The organism is Scandinavium tedordense (assembly GCF_024764965.1).
Classification (GTDB): domain Bacteria; phylum Pseudomonadota; class Gammaproteobacteria; order Enterobacterales; family Enterobacteriaceae; genus Scandinavium; species Scandinavium tedordense.
Genome location: NZ_JALIGG010000054.1, coordinates 227,142 through 244,114, shown reverse-complemented (window position 1 = coordinate 244,114; position 16,973 = coordinate 227,142). Strand labels below are relative to the sequence as shown.

Genomic DNA, 16,973 nt, shown 5'->3' with positions numbered 1-16,973 from the left:
AGGTCACAGCACTAATTGCTAAAGGTGGCGTTATTTTGTTCCTTTCAAAATGGCATCGATTGCTGCAATTTCCTGCGCAGAAAACTGGCGGTTATTGAGCATACCCACTGCATCATCAAGCTGCGCCGTCTTGCTGGCACCAATCAGCACCGACGTGATTTTGTCATCACGCAGCACCCAGGCCAGCGCCATCTGCGACAATTTCTGCCCACGCTGCTGCGCGATTTCATTCAGCTTGCGCGCCTTAGCGACGTTCTCTTCGGTAATGCTATCCGCGCTCAGGAACTTGCTCCCGCTGGCGGCGCGTGAATCCGCCGGAATGCCGTTCAGGTAGCGGTCCGTCAGCAGCCCGCCCGCCAGCGGGGAAAAGGCAATCGAGCCGACGCCCTGTTCTTCAAGCAGATCCGTCAGGCCGTCTTCCACCCAACGTTCTAACATTGAGTATTTCGGCTGGTGAATAAGACACGGCGTACCGAGATCCTGCAAAATTGCAAACGCTTCACGGGCGCGGTCTGCCGGGTAATTGGAAAGACCTACGTACAGTGCTTTACCCTGGCGCACCACATGGTCCAGTGCGCGCATGGTTTCTTCCAGCGGCGTTTCCGGGTCAGGACGGTGATGATAGAAAATATCGACATATTCCAGACCCATGCGTTTCAGGCTCTGGTCGAGGCTTGAAATCAGGTATTTGCGCGAACCCCAGTCGCCATACGGGCCATCCCACATGGTGTAACCGGCTTTACTGGAAATAATCAGCTCATCACGCCAGGGAAGGAAATCTTCCCGCAGAATGCGGCCGAAATTGCTTTCGGCAGATCCCGGTGGTGGGCCGTAGTTATTGGCGAGGTCAAAATGGGTAATCCCGAGATCGAACGCATGACGCAGCAACTGACGGCTGGTTTCCAGCAATGTTTCATCGCCAAAGTTATGCCATAAGCCCAGCGAAATCGCCGGTAACTTCAGTCCGCTTCGGCCACAGCGGTGATATTCCATTGCCTGATAGCGTGCCGGGTTTGCCTGATAAACCATAAAAACCTCCAATGAGGAAAGGGTGTGTATACGTTTACACTAATCAATGTTGCCACGCAGGTACACCCTTAAAATCTGTAAATTTAACTTTCCACTAACAAATCCTTATCCTTCTGGACAGACTTCGCGCATCTCTAATACTCAGAATATCTATGCGGCGAAAGGAAGATGGCTATGCAAACGAATTACACAATCGCGGATTATCTGGTGGATCGTCTTGCCGGATGCGGTATTGACCATATGTTCGGCGTGCCGGGCGATTATAATTTGCAGTTTCTCGACCATGTCATCGATCACCCAACGCTGTGCTGGGTGGGCTGTGCGAATGAGCTGAATGCAGCCTATGCCGCCGATGGATATTCCCGGATACACGGCGCGGGCGCGCTGCTCACAACCTACGGCGTTGGGGAGCTTAGCGCCCTGAACGGTATTGCCGGGAGTTTTGCCGAATACGTACCTGTTTTGCATATCGTTGGCGCACCGGGCACGGGCAGCCAACAGAAGGGCGAACTGCTACATCACACCCTCGGCGATGGTAATTTCGGCCACTTTTTCGAAATGAGCATTCCACTGAGCGTCGCCAGAGCGAAACTGACCACCAGCAACGCCTGCCAGGAAATCGACCGCGTGCTGCGGGAAATGCTCACCGAACGCCGTCCAGCGTACCTCATGTTACCGGCAGACGTTGCCAAAGCCCCGGCTACAGCGCCTGTAAGCGCTCTCACGCTTAAGCCTGCGAAAGCGGATGACAACGCGCTCGAGGCGTTTACGACGGCGGCACGGCAGATGCTCACGCCTGCTAAGCGGGTTGCGATGCTGGCGGATTTTTTGGCCCAACGTTATGGCCTGCAATCAATGCTCAGAAACTGGGTGGCATCGCAACCGCTGGCATACGCCACGATGCTGATGGGGAAAGGACTATTTGACGAGCATCAAGCGGGCTACGCCGGCACCTACAGCGGAGCCGCCAGCGACGATGACACTCGGGCAGCAATTGAAGATGCCGATGCGATTTTGTGCATTGGCACTCGCTTCACCGACACCATCACAGCCGGGTTTACCCAACATCTTCCGGCAGAGAAAACTATCGAGCTTCAGCCGTTTTCTGCCCGCGTAGGCTCGCGTTGGTTCAGCAGTTTGCCGATGGAGCAGGCGGCCCAAGCGCTGCAATCGCTGTGTGAGGAACTCGCATCTGGCTGGACGGCACCTGTTCCGCAGAAGAAGCCTTCTGTGGGTAAATTCAGCGGAACGCTGAGTCAAAACAGTTTCTGGCAAGCGTTACAGGATGCGCTGCAGCCAGGGGACATCGTTCTGGCAGATCAGGGCACGGCGGCCTTTGGCGCGGCCTCACTCACGCTGCCTGCTGATGCCACGCTGATTGTTCAACCGCTTTGGGGCTCAATCGGATTCACGCTGCCCGCCGCATTTGGCGCGCAAACTGCGGCCCCGGAACGGCGCGTGGTGCTGGTGGTGGGCGATGGCGCAGCGCAGCTGACGGTGCAGGAAATCGGATCGATGCTGCGTGATGGGCAGAAGCCACTGATTTTGCTGTTGAACAATGAGGGCTACACGGTAGAGCGGGCTATTCACGGGCCGAAACAGCGCTACAACGATATCGCGCTGTGGAACTGGACCCAAATTCCGCAGGCGCTAAGCCTGAATTGCCAGGCGCAAAGCTGGCGAGTGACGGAGACGGTGCAGCTGCGTGAAGTGCTGGAGCTGGCTTCTCGTCGCCAGCGGCTGACGTTTGTCGAAGTGGTGCTGCCGAAACTCGAAATTCCTGAACTGCTGCGGGCCGTGACCCAGGCGCTGGAGGCCCGCAACAATACGCAGTGACGGAGATTAACGCGGCGGTTTAGCGATCATCATGGGTTTGCCTGCCAGCAGCAGCCAGGCAGGCAGCATCACAATGCACAGCAGCGGCAGCAGGGTCGTGTCCGGGACAACCACGGCGGCCATAAACAGGCTCAGCCATCCATCGCGAGTGACCACAAGAACCAGGCCAAGGATGGCACAGGAGATGGTAATCGCCGCCGGAACCGCTTCAACGTGCGCGTGCAGCATCAGGCCGAGCGCCACGGCGACAAACACTGCCGGGAAAATACGCCCACCACGGAAACCACTGGCGGCAGCGACGACAAGTGCTGCCAGTTTCATCACCGCTATCAACATGAAATCGGTCGGTGTGAGTGTCTGACTAAAGGCCAGCTGTTGCATTTCATCCAGCCCTTTAAACAGGGTAATCGGCCCGCCAAAGGCACCAATCACCCCCAGCAGAAAGCCGCCCATTCCGAGGATCAGCATCGGATGTTTGAGTTTGTGCAAAAGGGTATGCAGGCGTGGCAGGCACCAGACCGCTACCATGCCGACGGCAATGGCGATTGCCGCGACGACTGCGCCACTGAAAATATCGACCAGGCGCATCTGGCTGTAGTGCGCCACCGGTAGGGAAAATTGCGGATGGAAGAACAGGCTTGTGGTCAGCGCGCCGGATGCGGCGGCAATCAGCGGGGCGAACAGTCGGTCCCACAGCGGGATTTCATCGTTGCCGCTCAACATCTGCGAGAAAATGAGTGCGGCAGCGATAGGCGTGCCGAACAGGGCGCCGACAGTGCCGGAAGCGGCCAGAATGGTCCAATCCATGGCCCCGACGCGTGGGAAAAAACGGGCGCCGAGTGCGACGGCGAGCGCGACGTTCACCGACATTACCGGGTGCTCCGGTCCGAGGCTCACGCCGCCTGCGAGGCCCAGAATCAGCGCGAGAATCAGGCCAGGGAGTGCTGACGGTGGCACCGGGGCGCCAATTAACGGCTCGGTCGCAGGGTCAGGCCCTGCGTGTCCAGGGCTATAGCGAATCACTAATCCAACGGCGAAACCGGTAGCGGTCAGCATGAAAATTATCCAGGTCGTGGAATCGAGGTCAACGCCGAAACTCGCGGGAAGCGTGGACCACAGCAGCCGTTGTAATACGGCTGCAATTTTCATGATAACCACCAGAATCAGACTGGAGGCAATACCAATTATTAAGGCGGGAACCGATAACAGCAGCATGGTTCTGGCTCGCGGGTGGAGCATAGTGATTTCCTTTTAACTTTGAGCGCGCAACACTTTGCCGCCAAATGATGAAACCTTCATTGCAATTGGTGCTGAAACGGTAAAGTTATTCTGTGACCGGGATCGATAAATCGTGGGCACTACAATGTTGATCGTTGTTGTTATGTCGCCATGAATTTACAGTGTGCCAAAGACTTATTCTGACTTTAGCGGAGCAGTAACAGAATGACAAAGTTTGCGTTAACGGGTGATGTCGGCGGGACGAATGCCCGACTGGCACTGTGCAATCTGGCCAACGGCGAGATTACTGAAGCGAAAACCTATTCCGGGCTGGATTATCCAAGCCTTGAGGCGGTAGTGCGGGTTTACCTTGATGAACAAAAGGTTGACGTAAAAGAGGGCTGCATCGCGATTGCCTGTCCGATTACCGGTGACTGGGTGGCGATGACCAACCACACTTGGGCGTTCTCTATCGAAGAGATGAAGAACAATCTGGGCTTTACACATCTGGAGATTATCAACGACTTCACCGCTGTTTCTATGGCGATTCCGATGCTGAAAAAAGAGCTTCTGATTCAGTTCGGCGGTAAAGAGCCGATGGAAGGTAAGCCGATTGCCGTGTACGGTGCGGGAACTGGTTTGGGCGTTGCGCACCTGGTTCATGTGGACAAACGCTGGGTGAGTCTGCCAGGTGAAGGCGGACACGTTGACTACGCGCCGAACAGTGAAGAAGAGGGCATCATTCTGGAAGAGCTGCGTGCCGAACTTGGGCATGTCTCCGCTGAGCGCGTGTTGTCTGGCCCGGGACTGGTGTATCTCTACCGCGCGATTGTTAAATCAGATGGTCGTTTACCGGAAAATTTACAGCCGAAAGACGTCACCGAACGCGCGCTGGATGATTCCTGCATTGACTGCCGTCGTGCGCTGTCGCTGTTCTGTGTGATCCTCGGTCGCTTTGGCGGCAACCTGGCATTGACTCTCGGCACCTTTGGCGGCGTGTACATCGCCGGGGGCATCGTGCCGCGCTTCCTTGAATTCTTTAAATCTTCCGGTTTCCGCGGTGGGTTTGAGGATAAAGGGCGTTTCAAATCCTACGTGCAGGACATTCCTGTATTCCTGATAGTGCACGACAATCCGGGCCTGATTGGTTCCGGGGCGCACCTGCGCCAGTCGCTGGGGCAAATTCTCTGAGTGAATTCCCCTGATATGAAAAAGGCGCCATCGGCGCCTATTTTTACAAATGCATCAGTTGGCGAAACTCTTTCACTTTGCTGCGACTGACCGGCACCTGAAAATCGAGGTCGCGTAATCTGAGAATGTAGGTGTTGTTGAACCATGGCTCTATTTCTCTGATTTTATTCAGATTAACGCAGTACGAGCGGTGGCAGCGGAAGAAGTGCGCCGCCGGAAGCTTGCTGCAAAACTCGGTAATGTTCATCGGCATGACCCACGACTCATGCCTGGTATACACGAAGGTCATTTTCTCGTGCGCTTCGGCGTAATAGATATCGTGGATTGAGGTCACGAAAATCTTCTCATCGCGGACCAGGTTGATGGTATCGTTTTCTCTCTGAGGATTCGCCGCGTTGCTATTGCTACCCGACTGATGCTGCCAGCTGTTTTCCAGTTTTTGCAGCATCGTGACGATGCGCGATTCCTGATAAGGCTTGAGAATGTAATCGAAAGCTTCCAGTTCAAATGCTTCCACCGCATGCTCTTTCCACGCGGTGATAAACACAATGAAGGGTTTATGTGCGAACTGGCTGATGTTCTGCGCCAGAAGCACGCCGTCAAGCGAGGGAATATTGATGTCGAGAAAAATGGCGTCGACCTTGTTGTGCTGCAAAAACTTCAACACGTCCAGTCCGTCATCAAACGTGCCGACAATCTCCATCTGGCTGTGTTCTTTAATCAGCCAGGTGAGCTCCTGCTGGGCAAGCACTTCATCTTCAACAATGATGACTTTCATAGTACGTCCTTATGACAGTAGGCTTGCAGCTGAGGGGGATGGCATTCGCTGGTTTGGCACATAAAACGCAATCTCAGTGCCAGGCTCAAGGCGACGAATATGCAACCCTTCGCCGTACAGCAGCGTCACTCGATGATGCACGTTGAGCAGGCCAATTTTATTGCCTGGCATTTCGTTCGACTCAACTCGGGCAATAACCAACGGGTCGATGCCATTACCCGTATCCCGCACTCCAATTCGCACGCGGTTCCCGCTTTCACTGATGCTGATGGTTACTACGCCTTTCCCCTTGCAGGGCTGAATACCGTGAACAATCGCATTTTCGACTAGCGGCTGAATCAGCAGGCTTGGGATCATGCAATTCACTTCATCGTCGATGTCGTAAATCACCGTTAGCTTGTCACCAAAGCGCGCCTGTTCGATGGCGATGTAATCCTTAATTTGGTACAGCTCTTTGCGAATATCGATCTGTTCGTCATCCTTCAACTCAATGTTATAGCGCAGATAACGTGACAGATTGAAAATCAGCTGCCGGGCGGTGTCTGGATTGAGGCGAATTGACGACGAAATGGCGTTCAGCGCATTAAACAGGAAATGAGGATTAATTTTACTTTGCAGCGCCCGCAGCTCTGCCTTATTTGCCATTTCACGCAATTGCTCGGCGCGGGACACTTCGAGCTGAGTCGAGATTATCTGCGACAGTCCCACCGCCATTTCCTGTAGCGAGGACGTTATCTGGTGCGCGGGGCGGTAATAAATTTTTAGCGTGCCGGTCACGATGCCTTTTTCCCGCAGTGGGATGATCATCAGCGAGTGGATCTCCGGTGTGCGATAGGCCACGTCGTCATTACGAATGATGATTTTTCCGTCGCTGAGCGCCTGGCGAGTTCGGGGGCTTATCCCCAAGTCATTCTGTTTATAATTTGTCTCGCCAAGGCCGACGTAGGCCAACACTTTCTCGTTATCGGTAATTGCCACGGCATCGGCGTCAATATCCCGGCGAATAATGTCGCAGACCTGGCGCAGGGATTCGCTGTTCACGTTACGAAACAGCGGAAGCGTTTTGTTGGCTATTTCCAGGGCGAGCTTGGCCTGTCTGGCGGCGATGGCCTCTTTTTCCCCTTCAACGCTTTGCACCAGAAGCACGATAAAGCCGATGCAGACGGTGCCGAGGATCATCGGCACGCCAATTTTGGAGACGATATCGAACCCAAGTTCCATCGTCGGTGCCCAGATGATAACGAGGATCATGGTCAGCGTTTCACACAGCATCCCTGCGAGGATCCCGACGCGCCAGCGTTGTGCTTTGGGAACTTTGCAGTGGATCCAGCCGGAGAGCAGCCCGGCGAGAATACTGGTGATAAAGCAGGGCACGGCGGTGACGCCGCCGATATCTATCAGATAGCGGTGCGTACCGGCGATAAGGCCGGTGATGGCGCCAACCCACGGGCCAAACAGAATGCCGCCGGACATCACCGCAATTACGCGCACATTCACCAGCGAGCCGTCCACATGCACGCCAGACCAGGTGCTGAACAGCGCGAACAGCGAGAAGATGGCAGTGACGGCGAGCAGCTCTTTCGGCGTATGCGCAGATTTATGCAACAGCTTGCGGAACAGGCGGATGCGGATAAGGAAAAACAGGCAAATCAGCATCAGGGCGGCTCTGTCAAAGACCGCCAGCAGCATATTAAAGATTTCGTGCATGAGTGCGCCGTATGTATCACTGAAAGCAATATGATAAAAAACCTGGCGGGGGATAGCCAGCAATCACGCGGATTAGGGAACGGGGAAAAGTCTTACTTTTAAAAGGGGATTGTTATTTCGGTCTTGGAACAAGAGGAAAAGTGGGTAAATGCGCGTTCTGAAGTAAACCAATTGATATCACTGTGTAAAGGGTATTTTGCCGTAAAGCAGATATCAGGCACCGAGCATTGCCCCTTATCGTATATCGCTTCCTCATTTTAGCTGCATGAATTATTTTTCCCAAACCCTCTCGACAGCAGGAAAAACTTCGGGTTATTTTCATTCATGTCACACAGGTGGCAGCGTCGCTCGGACGGTCCGGGCGCTTACGTTATCCGAGGAAATTATGGCTGACTCCAGTCCTGAACGTCGTTTTACCCGTATCGACAGGCTTCCCCCTTACGTATTCAATATTACAGCTGAGCTGAAGATGGCTGCGCGTCGGCGCGGCGAAGACATTATCGATTTCAGCATGGGTAACCCCGACGGCGCTACGCCCGCGCATATCGTCGAAAAGCTCTGTACCGTAGCCCAGCGTCCGGACACTCATGGCTACTCCACGTCTCGCGGGATCCCACGCCTGCGCCGGGCAATTTCGCGCTGGTATAAAGACCGTTATGACGTAGAAATTGACCCCGAAAGTGAGGCTATCGTCACCATCGGTTCGAAAGAGGGGCTGGCGCATCTGATGCTGGCGACGCTGGATCACGGTGACACCGTGCTGGTGCCGAACCCGAGTTATCCAATTCATATTTATGGTGCGGTGATTGCCGGGGCGCAGGTTCGTTCCGTGCCGCTGGTGGAAGGTGTCGACTTCTTTAATGAACTCGAACGCGCAATTCGCGAAAGCTATCCGAAGCCGAAGATGATGGTCCTCGGCTTCCCATCAAACCCGACCGCGCAATGCGTTGAGCTGGATTTCTTTGAGAAAGTCGTCGCGCTGGCGAAACGCTACAACGTGCTGGTAGTGCATGATTTAGCCTACGCCGATATCGTTTACGACGGCTGGAAAGCACCGTCGATCATGGAAGTCCCTGGCGCACGTGATGTCGCCGTGGAGTTCTTCACGCTGTCGAAAAGCTACAATATGGCAGGCTGGCGAATCGGTTTTATGGTCGGCAACAAAGAACTGGTTAACGCGCTGGCCCGTATCAAAAGCTATCACGATTACGGTACCTTCACGCCGCTGCAGGTGGCGGCGATTGCTGCGCTGGAAGGCGATCAGCAGTGCGTACTGGATATCGCCGAGCAGTATCGTCGCCGTCGTGACGTGCTGGTTAAAGGCTTGCATGAGGCCGGATGGATGGTCGACTTGCCGAAGGCGTCGATGTATGTCTGGGCAAAAATTCCGGAACAGTACGCCGCAATGGGCTCGCTGGAGTTTGCGAAAAAGATGCTGCAGGACGCGAAAGTGTGCGTTTCACCGGGGATTGGTTTTGGCGACTATGGCGACACTCACGTGCGCTTTGCGCTGATTGAAAACCGGGACCGAATCCGCCAGGCCGTTCGTGGGATTAAAGCGATGTTTCGCGCCGACGGTCTGCTGCCGGTTTCCGGCAAGTCCGCGACGGACAGTACCGAATAACTCTCCGGTCGTCACTCTTCAGAAATGCAAACAGGAGCCAATGGGCTCCTGTTTTTGTGCCAGCTCAGGCTTAAACCATCAGGGCGAAAGTGCCGGCCCAGACGATGACCATAAAGGAGATGCCCATAATAAAATATTTCATGTCACATCACTCCGCGTATAGCTCGATACGCCCAAATGAAAACAATCCTGACTGAGTATAGAGAGCTGACACCGCCTCGAATAAAAAATGGGATTTGTCCCTTTTTACCCTTCGGCACCACCTCAAAATTCTGTGCTTCATGTGCTCCAGACGGCGCTAATGTACGCTTAAAAAAGAGGGGTGACAAGCCTGATTTTTTTATTAATTTTTAGTTACTTACGAGTGTCGTGAAACGACGACACAATGATTTCAGTACGCAATAAATGTCCGTACAGCGACGGCAAAAAAACCCTAGAATGAGCAGGTAGTACCACATTGAAATTATAGGGGTTTTACAGAGTGAAAACTCAGGGGGCAGTGAGTCACCGGGGCCCACCTGAGAAATTACAGCGTAGAGTGATGTCTTAAAAACGGTGTCAGGCGAGGCAATTAGAATTGATACTTATACGAGACTTTGATTTTTTTCTCGGCGTCATCAATATAGGTATTGTTGTCCTGGATGTAGGTAAAGGCGCTGACAGAATTGTGCTTGTCGAAGGAGTAGCCCAATCCCACGCCAGCAAAGTAGCCTTTGTAGTTATCACCATCATCGTTTTTCGAACCGTACGAGCCGCCAGCAACGCTCAGTAAGCGCAGATTGGCGATCAGAGGCTTGATCATAAAGACACCCAGATACCCGCTGCTACCTGAACTATCTACCAGACCGAAGCCGTTTTCTTCGGAAAGATCGCCGCTAAAACCTGCTTGAGAGCAAGCTTTGTGCTTGCCTTTATCGCAGCCAAAGGTATCACCTGTGTTGTAGGAGTAGCCTGCCATTGGGAAAAACTGGAAACCGGCGGGTTCAAAACCAAAATAGCTCAGGGGAAGAAATGTCCCGATTGAATAGTTGGTCTGAGAAGCGCCATTGGGAAATTCATTTTTTCCAAAGTTAAAGTTGAAAATACCGATCGGGAAGAGCCATGAACCCCCGATACGCCACTCAGAGGCATCGGTATTGATCTTAACGTTGATTTTTCGCGCTTCGTCCAGTGCAAGCGAGCCTGAGAATTGCACATCACTGTCATCCATATCGTAGTTATCTGACCATGCAACGCCCACTTTTGTGGTGACTCGGGTCGGGTCATCATCCGATTTTTCTTTGTTGGTTTTGACGATACCGGATTGCGCAAACGCGAGAGCCGGGAGGAGTCCCAGAGAGAAGAGAAACAATGAACGTGTTCTGCTATGCATGTTGGGTCCGAAATAAATAAAGGGCTGAAAATAAGCGAAAGCCCGCGATCCTACATTGGATGGACTGGGAATTTGCCTATTTATAATTAAAAATTGGTTTAATTTTGAACTTTGTCTCTTGGTTCGGTATATCAATTTAAATGTTCTGCAGTTTTATATTTCCGAGACTAGTCCAGACATGAATCGCGATAAAGAAGATGATTGAATCATCCATCTGCGCTTCGTTTAGATTCCGGAGCTCATTAATTCTAAATGTATAAATGTCCTACAGGGAAATACCTATCCCATTTAGATTTAATCAATAATGCTCTACATAAAAATCATGACTGCTCGCAACACATGCGTTGACCTCATTTTGCAGAAACTTAACCAAGGCAGAGGCCGATTGTAACGGGTCGGTTTCAAAAAGCGCATCGGCCATTTTCTGCCTCTCATCTTGCTTACAATCGTGAATCAATGCCTGAGACAGGACTGCTGGAAGGGTTTTATCCGTAAATAAATAGGCAAATGCTATATCCGGCACCAGACCAAAGTCGGGTTCAAAAGACTTATGTGTTCCCTCTTGTATGTCCAAACGTAAAATAGGTTTTTGAGTCAACAGGAAATCAAACATTATTGATGAATAATCGGTGATGAGGGCATCAAATTTATTGAGGTAGGGATATATATCAATTGTTGGATTAATGTAGTAAACATTTCCGCTAAGTTTGCCACTGCTTTTATCCTGAAGAAGAGTGGGATGGGCCTTAAGATAAAGATCGGCATTGTTTTTCTGACATACCAGCGCTAACTTACCCAAAAATTCAGGCGAACCGGTTAATAGCTGCGTCGCACCCCGCTGCCAGGTTGGTGTGAAGAGGATCTTTTTCCGTTTGTTATTCTGTAATGCCTGAAACATCTCTTTGGGAAGTTCGCTACCGATAGATTCGAGCTTGGTTGCGCCGCGTAATATCACTTCATTCCTGGGATACCCGGCACGAATAATTCGTTTACATCCAAATGATTCGTTGAAAAAACTATCGAGGCATGAAGAGGGACTTAATACGGTGTCAGCCCGTGAGGCAAAGGCTACCGGGCGGCGAAAATTGTAATCAGCAAGCGACAAATGCTTCATCAACAGCAGGTGCTTGACTGAGACACCATGCCACAACTGTATGTGTCGGGCTCCATGCAGACAGGCGAACAGTTCTTCGCTCTCATTGAGGCTTTGTGCGGGGTTAACTGAAAAAACAGCCACCGCAGCAGACAGAAAAAGCCGCATGGTTTCTTCAAACGAATCAGCATCAATCAGATGGCATGGGAGATTTTTCTCTTTAAGGGAGTTAATGAGTGTTTTTTCACAGCTACACCAGATACAGGTATAATCTCTCTGTTCTTCTAATGCCTTGAGATATAAGTATTTTGTATTGTCACTGAAAGTCTCTCGACCAAAAAACAGGACGACTTTATCTTTTTTATTTTTTCGGGAAATATGTTCTAACCGCAAAGACAATTCATTTTTCATGCTGCTATACCCGTGCCTGATTGAAAAATTTACCAGGAAAGTAATAGCGACATTCCGGTTACTGAACTGAAGCCAATTATTAAATTTAAACAATTCAGTCAAAGCATATGAGGTTTGACATGCAAATCCTCTTTGAGGAATGCACATTTTCGATTTTTTCGGACGAAGCCATAGCGGGAAAGTATTCGATAAGGTTATGATAAGTGATGATATTTAATCGACTTTGTTATCTGCTTTTAGCCGTAGTGGCCACCATCAGTGCATTCTTTCCTGACTCGCTGCCGGTGTGGATTATTTCCGTTAATGTGCTCACGCTTCTGCTTTATGGGGCGGACAAATTAGCCGCGCGAAAGAATGGGTACCGTGTACCTGAGTTCACTTTGCTGATTTTTGGTGTGCTGGGTGGCTGGTTTGGCGCCATTCTGGGGCAGCAAATCTTTCGGCATAAAACACAAAAGCAGCCGTTCAAAACCTACTTTGCCATTAGCGTGATAGTGAATCTGGTGGTCGTGATAGCTGGGATGTATTGGGCGATGAGATGAAACAGGGGGGAGTAAATGGTGCCCCCTGCAGGAATCGAACCTGCAACTAGCCCTTAGGAGGGGCTCGTTATATCCATTTAACTAAGGGGACGAAGCGGCACGAGTATAGCGTTTTTTAGCAGGCGCGTTAAGCACATAGCCATCTGACTGCTCAAAGTGTCGCCATCGCCCTTCATTTCTGTTGTGATTTTTCGCGTTGCTGGGCTTTCGCTTTCTCCTCAGCTTTCCGTTTATTGCTCATGTCGTTGCGAATTTGCGCGTGACTCATCAAGGCGAAAATAAAGGTACCGCCGCAAATATTCCCGGCGAGAGTCGGCAGCGCGAAAGGCCAGAAGAAATCATGCCAGTGCAGGGTACCACTGAAAACCAGATACAGAATCTCTACGGTACCGACCACGATATGCGTGGTGTCGCCCAGCGCAATTAGCCAGGTCATGAGAATAATGACGACAATTTTCGCGGCGCCTGCGGAGGGGAACATCCACACCATGGTCGCGATAAGCCACCCTGAAATAATGGCGTTGGCGAACATTTCACCCGGTGTGTTTTTCATGACGTCCATGCCGATTTTGGTAAAGGCATCACGCGTAGGCTCATCAAAAATCGGCATGTATTCGAACGCCCAAGCGGCGACGCCAGTACCGATGAGATTCCCCAGTAACACCACGCCCCAGAGGCGCATAAGCAGGCCAAAATTGCCCATCGTTGGGCTTTGCATGACGGGCAAAACGGCGGTAACGGTGTTCTCTGTAAACAACTGTTGACGGGCCATGATCACGATGACGAAGCCGAAGGTATAGCCCAGATTTTCCAGCAGGAACCCCCCGGGAACACCTTCGAGCTGTACGTGAAAAATCCCTTTCGCCAGTAGCGACGCCCCCATAGACAGCCCGGCGGCGATTGCCGACCACAGCAGCGCCATGGCATCGCGCTCGAGTTCTTTTTCCCCGTCCTGACGAATGTGCTCGTGGATGGCCATTGCCCGCGAAGGAAGCCGCTGTTCATCGACTTCGATCTCTTCGCCTCGGTTTTTTTCATCGCTTTCGACTTCCAGCTCTTCCGTATGGCGGTCAATTTTCTCTTTTTCGATACTGTCCATAGGGTGTGTTACCTTCGTCAACGGAATCTTGGTAAAGCGTAGCGGGTTTTGCTGACTGTCTCCTCGGGCCAGACTCTTAATTTTGGCGTTATGACATGAATAGCGATACGTCTGTTTCAAAATATGTATAAAATCAGTAAGAGCAGTGATTTCTTTACAGGGAGATATTTATGAATTTTCGCCTGTCTGCGCTTGCGCTGAGCGCGACGCTGTTGGTGGGCTGTGCCAGTACCGGTGACCAGCAGCAGGGGCGTTCAGATCCGTTCGAAGGATTCAACCGCACCATGTACGACTTCAACTTTAACGTGCTGGACCCTTATCTGGTCCGCCCGGTTGCTGTCGCATGGCGAGACTATGTCCCGCAGCCTGCGCGTAACGGTATCGGCAACTTCACCAGCAACATCGAAGAGCCTGCGATCATGGTGAACATGTTCCTGCAGGGCGACCCGTATCAGGGTATGGTTCACTTCACACGTTTCTTCCTGAATACCCTTTTAGGAATGGGCGGTTTCATTGATGTCGCGGGAATGGCGAATCAGAAACTGCAGCGCGTTCAGCCACACCGTTTCGGTAGCACCATGGGGCATTATGGTGTGGGCTATGGTCCGTATCTGCAGTTACCGTTCTACGGTAGCTTTACCGTGCGTGATGAAGTCGGCGATATGGCGGACGACTTGTATCCGGCGCTTTCATGGCTGACCTGGCCGATGTCTATCGGCAAGTGGGTGATTGAAGGGGTTGAAACCCGTGCGCAACTGCTGGATTCCGACGGCCTGCTGCGTCAATCGACCGACCCGTATGTTACGGTGCGTGAAGCCTACTTCCAGCAGCATGATTTCATTGCTAACGGCGGTAAACTGAGTACGGAAGACAATCCGAACGCCAAAGCAATTGAAGGCGATCTGAAAGATATCGATTCGCAGTAAGCGAAGTCGAAAATAAAAAAGGTGAGCGTCGCGCTCACCTTTTTTTATGTCTGAACCCGAACTATCAGAAGCGGTAGTTGAAGTTAGAACCGAACAGCCACGCTTTACCTGTAGAGCGGAAGGTGTACGGACCTTCTTCGATAGTCACGTGCTGACCGTGCATATAAGATGCGCCGACGTCGATGGAAGCATCCGGACTAAATGCGTAGGTCGTCCCTGCGCTCAGCCACAGACGGTCCTGATCCGGGATGGAGATAGAGCGGTTACCGGCCGGAACTGGGCTATCATCAAATGCGATACCGGTACGGAATGTCCAGTTGTCGTCGTAGTAATAGGTGGTACCCAGCGCCAGGCGCCATGCATCTTTAAAGCTTTCGTCTTTATAGAACAGGGTATCGCCATTGCTACCATTCGCTTTCAGCTCCTGGAACTGGCTCCAACTGGTATAGGTGGCGCTATAGTGGACTGCCCATTGCGGCGCAACACGGTTATAACCAGACAGTTCCCACATTTCTGGCAAGTTGAGGGTCAGAGAACCATCAACAGTGTGCCCGTCGGTGCCCTGCGGCAGGCCGAAGTTACCGAGGATCTGGTTGTAAGCTGATGGCAGGTTGCTTTTGTACTCACCTTTATCGAAGTCGACTTTGACTTCAGAACGGTAGGTAAAGCCGTAACGGTTGTTTTTATCCAGTTCGTAGAGAATACCGGCGTTCCAGCCGAAGCCCCAGTCATCACCCTTCAGGCGAGCAATCTGAGTATCTCCAGGAATTTGTGCAACCTGACCCGCCAGTGCAGGCGGCAATGCGCCAGAACCGGCCACAATCTGACCTAAGTCACCGGCATAGCGCTCAATTTTCGCTTTCGCGTAGACCGCATCAAAACCGACGCCGAAGCTCCAGTTGCTGTTCAGGCGATAAGCGCCGCTCAGGTTCATGTTCACAGTGGTAAGGTCAGTTTTGCCGCCGACGCTACCCGCCGCATAGTTATCGCTGTACTCGGTTGCCAGACCATAATTGGAGGTAACGGAGGCACCCCAACCGAATTGATCGTTAATAGGCATGACAAAATGTAAGTTCGGAACCCATGCGGTTGGCGCGATATTATCGGCGTCCGTGCTTTTACCGGATGGCGATTTACCGGAAATATTCACGTCAGGATCGATAAATACACCACCCGCAGAAAATTGCGCGCGGTCATACATCATAATCAAAGCGGGGTTACGGCTGGCGTTACCCGGATCGTCGGCAATAGCGCCTTCACCGGAATAAGCACGCCCTAAGCCTGAGGCAGAAAATTCATTTAATTGAAAGCCTGCTGACCAGGCTTGAGAAGAAACGAGTGCCACTGCAACTGCGAGAGCAGATTTTGTAAAACGGGTTTTTTGGCTCATGACCATAACCTCAATCGAGTTATTTTTATGCAAAAATTGTTACATGCCGTAACAGAAGCGCGAAGTGTAGGGTCTGTGTTACGTCAGAGAAATCAGACCAGTGCCGAGAGTATAGGTCTGACCAGATGGAATGTTGCAAGTATGTTTATAAGTTTTTTCAATTGTGATCTAAGAAACGCGATCCAGCTGGCAAAATTAGGGTTATGAAAGTTCCCTTGAGAGGGTGGTTTTTGTTTTAGATCATTTTTAATTGTGATTTAGCTCACTTATGGCGACTGAAGGAAATATCAACTGGAGACGGTCCGGGCAGGGGCGTAAAATAAAGGCATTGTTTATCTTGGCACCCTGGGTGCGAATACAGAGGAAATCTACAATGAGTAAATGCAGTGCTGATGAAACCCCGGTTTGCTGCTGTATGGATGTTGGTACCATTATGGACAACACCGATTGCACCGCATCCTACAGCCGCGTTTTTGCGAACCGCGCTGAAGCTGACGAAACGCTGGCTGCATTGAGTGAAAGAGCCCGTGGTGTTGAGTCCGACCCGTGCAAAATCATCCCGACCTATAAAGACGTCGACGGTGGTGTGCAGCTGGATATCGGTTTTGTGTTCTGCTGCGAAGCTGAAACCCTGATTTTCCAGCTCGGACTGCGTTAATCCCTTCTCTAAAACGCCTCTGCTCAGCAGGGGCGTTTTCTTTTTTATCTCAGTGTGTTTTGGCTCTCACTTTTATGCTTCCCTGATTGGCTGGATGTA

15 protein-coding genes and 1 tRNA gene are annotated in these 16,973 nt (G+C 51.6%); 6 read left to right on the top strand and 10 right to left on the bottom strand.

All coding sequences use genetic code 11. The features are described 5' to 3' along the window. Nucleotides 1-30: 30 nt before the first annotated feature. The gene (gene mgrA / locus MUU46_RS10115) at nucleotides 31-1,029 is read right to left on the bottom strand and encodes an L-glyceraldehyde 3-phosphate reductase (protein ID WP_258965455.1); all 999 of its coding nucleotides are present in this window, start codon (nucleotides 1,027-1,029) and stop codon (nucleotides 31-33) included. A 174-nt stretch (nucleotides 1,030-1,203) separates the two neighbouring features. Here mgrA and MUU46_RS10110 point away from each other — a divergent pair, with 174 nt between their 5' ends. Beyond that, the gene (locus MUU46_RS10110) at nucleotides 1,204-2,865 is read left to right on the top strand and encodes an alpha-keto acid decarboxylase family protein (RefSeq protein ID WP_258965454.1); all 1,662 of its coding nucleotides are present in this window, start codon (nucleotides 1,204-1,206) and stop codon (nucleotides 2,863-2,865) included. A 6-nt stretch (nucleotides 2,866-2,871) separates the two neighbouring features. Here the strand turns inward: MUU46_RS10110 and MUU46_RS10105 are convergent, their stop codons facing one another. Next, nucleotides 2,872-4,104, bottom strand: coding sequence for an ion channel protein (locus MUU46_RS10105; RefSeq protein ID WP_258965453.1), 1,233 nt, complete (start codon nucleotides 4,102-4,104; stop codon nucleotides 2,872-2,874). A 204-nt stretch (nucleotides 4,105-4,308) separates the two neighbouring features. Between MUU46_RS10105 and glk the strand changes: the two genes are divergently transcribed. Next, nucleotides 4,309-5,274, top strand: coding sequence for a glucokinase (gene glk / locus MUU46_RS10100; RefSeq protein WP_258965452.1), 966 nt, complete (start codon nucleotides 4,309-4,311; stop codon nucleotides 5,272-5,274). Nucleotides 5,275-5,317: 43 nt separating this feature from the next. Here glk and MUU46_RS10095 read toward each other — a convergent pair whose 3' ends face one another. Beyond that, complete coding sequence (locus tag MUU46_RS10095; protein WP_258965451.1) at nucleotides 5,318-6,052, bottom strand: LytR/AlgR family response regulator transcription factor; 735 nt, start codon at nucleotides 6,050-6,052, stop codon at nucleotides 5,318-5,320. A 9-nt stretch (nucleotides 6,053-6,061) separates the two neighbouring features. Next, nucleotides 6,062-7,759, bottom strand: a complete 1,698-nt coding sequence (locus MUU46_RS10090) for a sensor histidine kinase (protein ID WP_258965450.1) — start codon at nucleotides 7,757-7,759, stop codon at nucleotides 6,062-6,064. Between the two features lie 385 nt (nucleotides 7,760-8,144). On the opposite strand from MUU46_RS10090, the gene alaC reads away from it, so the two are divergent. Then, nucleotides 8,145-9,383 carry an alanine transaminase gene (alaC, locus tag MUU46_RS10085; protein ID WP_159760533.1) on the top strand — a complete coding sequence of 413 codons (1,239 nt, stop codon included), beginning with the start codon at nucleotides 8,145-8,147 and terminating at the stop codon, nucleotides 9,381-9,383. 70 nt (nucleotides 9,384-9,453) lie between these two features. Here the strand turns inward: alaC and ypdK are convergent, their stop codons facing one another. The 3 genes from ypdK to MUU46_RS10070 form a co-directional block, all read right to left on the bottom strand. After that, a complete protein-coding gene (gene ypdK, locus MUU46_RS10080) occupies nucleotides 9,454-9,525 on the bottom strand; it encodes a membrane protein YpdK (protein ID WP_110509655.1) in 72 nt (23 codons plus the stop codon). A gap of 429 nt (nucleotides 9,526-9,954) precedes the next feature. After that, nucleotides 9,955-10,755, bottom strand: a complete 801-nt coding sequence (locus MUU46_RS10075) for a hypothetical protein (protein WP_258965449.1) — start codon at nucleotides 10,753-10,755, stop codon at nucleotides 9,955-9,957. A gap of 298 nt (nucleotides 10,756-11,053) precedes the next feature. Next, entirely contained in the window at nucleotides 11,054-12,259 is a 1,206-nt protein-coding gene (locus MUU46_RS10070; protein WP_258965448.1) for a CDP-glycerol glycerophosphotransferase family protein, read from the bottom strand. Between the two features lie 206 nt (nucleotides 12,260-12,465). Between MUU46_RS10070 and MUU46_RS10065 the strand changes: the two genes are divergently transcribed. Beyond that, a complete protein-coding gene (locus tag MUU46_RS10065; RefSeq protein ID WP_258965541.1) occupies nucleotides 12,466-12,801 on the top strand; it encodes a DUF1294 domain-containing protein in 336 nt (111 codons plus the stop codon). 16 nt (nucleotides 12,802-12,817) lie between these two features. On the opposite strand, the gene MUU46_RS10060 is transcribed toward MUU46_RS10065, so the two are convergent. Both MUU46_RS10060 and MUU46_RS10055 read right to left on the bottom strand, forming a co-directional pair. Further along, nucleotides 12,818-12,892 (bottom strand) — tRNA-Arg (locus MUU46_RS10060). 81 nt (nucleotides 12,893-12,973) lie between these two features. Beyond that, nucleotides 12,974-13,900 (bottom strand): formate/nitrite transporter family protein, encoded by a 927-nt coding sequence (locus MUU46_RS10055; protein ID WP_258965447.1) that lies wholly within the window; start codon nucleotides 13,898-13,900, stop codon nucleotides 12,974-12,976. A gap of 170 nt (nucleotides 13,901-14,070) precedes the next feature. Here MUU46_RS10055 and mlaA point away from each other — a divergent pair, with 170 nt between their 5' ends. After that, the gene (gene mlaA, locus MUU46_RS10050) at nucleotides 14,071-14,826 is read left to right on the top strand and encodes a phospholipid-binding lipoprotein MlaA (RefSeq protein WP_159760503.1); all 756 of its coding nucleotides are present in this window, start codon (nucleotides 14,071-14,073) and stop codon (nucleotides 14,824-14,826) included. A gap of 64 nt (nucleotides 14,827-14,890) precedes the next feature. Here mlaA and fadL read toward each other — a convergent pair whose 3' ends face one another. Then, nucleotides 14,891-16,222 carry a long-chain fatty acid transporter FadL gene (fadL, locus tag MUU46_RS10045; protein WP_509908881.1) on the bottom strand — a complete coding sequence of 444 codons (1,332 nt, stop codon included), beginning with the start codon at nucleotides 16,220-16,222 and terminating at the stop codon, nucleotides 14,891-14,893. 367 nt (nucleotides 16,223-16,589) lie between these two features. Between fadL and MUU46_RS10040 the strand changes: the two genes are divergently transcribed. Beyond that, the gene (locus MUU46_RS10040) at nucleotides 16,590-16,874 is read left to right on the top strand and encodes a YfcZ/YiiS family protein (RefSeq protein ID WP_258965445.1); all 285 of its coding nucleotides are present in this window, start codon (nucleotides 16,590-16,592) and stop codon (nucleotides 16,872-16,874) included. The last annotated feature ends 99 nt before the right edge of the window (nucleotides 16,875-16,973 follow it).

Coding starts and splice junctions, on each gene's coding strand:
- MUU46_RS10090 (WP_258965450.1), bottom strand. CDS start 7,759: ATGCACGAAATCTTTAATATGCTGCTGGCGGTCTTTGACAGAGCCGCC.
- MUU46_RS10095 (WP_258965451.1), bottom strand. CDS start 6,052: ATGAAAGTCATCATTGTTGAAGATGAAGTGCTTGCCCAGCAGGAGCTC.
- MUU46_RS10065 (WP_258965541.1), top strand. CDS start 12,466: ATGATATTTAATCGACTTTGTTATCTGCTTTTAGCCGTAGTGGCCACC.
- mgrA (WP_258965455.1), bottom strand. CDS start 1,029: ATGGTTTATCAGGCAAACCCGGCACGCTATCAGGCAATGGAATATCAC.
- MUU46_RS10055 (WP_258965447.1), bottom strand. CDS start 13,900: ATGGACAGTATCGAAAAAGAGAAAATTGACCGCCATACGGAAGAGCTG.
- glk (WP_258965452.1), top strand. CDS start 4,309: ATGACAAAGTTTGCGTTAACGGGTGATGTCGGCGGGACGAATGCCCGA.
- MUU46_RS10075 (WP_258965449.1), bottom strand. CDS start 10,755: ATGCATAGCAGAACACGTTCATTGTTTCTCTTCTCTCTGGGACTCCTC.
- mlaA (WP_159760503.1), top strand. CDS start 14,071: ATGAATTTTCGCCTGTCTGCGCTTGCGCTGAGCGCGACGCTGTTGGTG.
- MUU46_RS10105 (WP_258965453.1), bottom strand. CDS start 4,104: ATGCTCCACCCGCGAGCCAGAACCATGCTGCTGTTATCGGTTCCCGCC.
- MUU46_RS10110 (WP_258965454.1), top strand. CDS start 1,204: ATGCAAACGAATTACACAATCGCGGATTATCTGGTGGATCGTCTTGCC.
- MUU46_RS10070 (WP_258965448.1), bottom strand. CDS start 12,259: ATGAAAAATGAATTGTCTTTGCGGTTAGAACATATTTCCCGAAAAAAT.
- fadL (WP_509908881.1), bottom strand. CDS start 16,222: ATGGTCATGAGCCAAAAAACCCGTTTTACAAAATCTGCTCTCGCAGTT.
- MUU46_RS10040 (WP_258965445.1), top strand. CDS start 16,590: ATGAGTAAATGCAGTGCTGATGAAACCCCGGTTTGCTGCTGTATGGAT.
- alaC (WP_159760533.1), top strand. CDS start 8,145: ATGGCTGACTCCAGTCCTGAACGTCGTTTTACCCGTATCGACAGGCTT.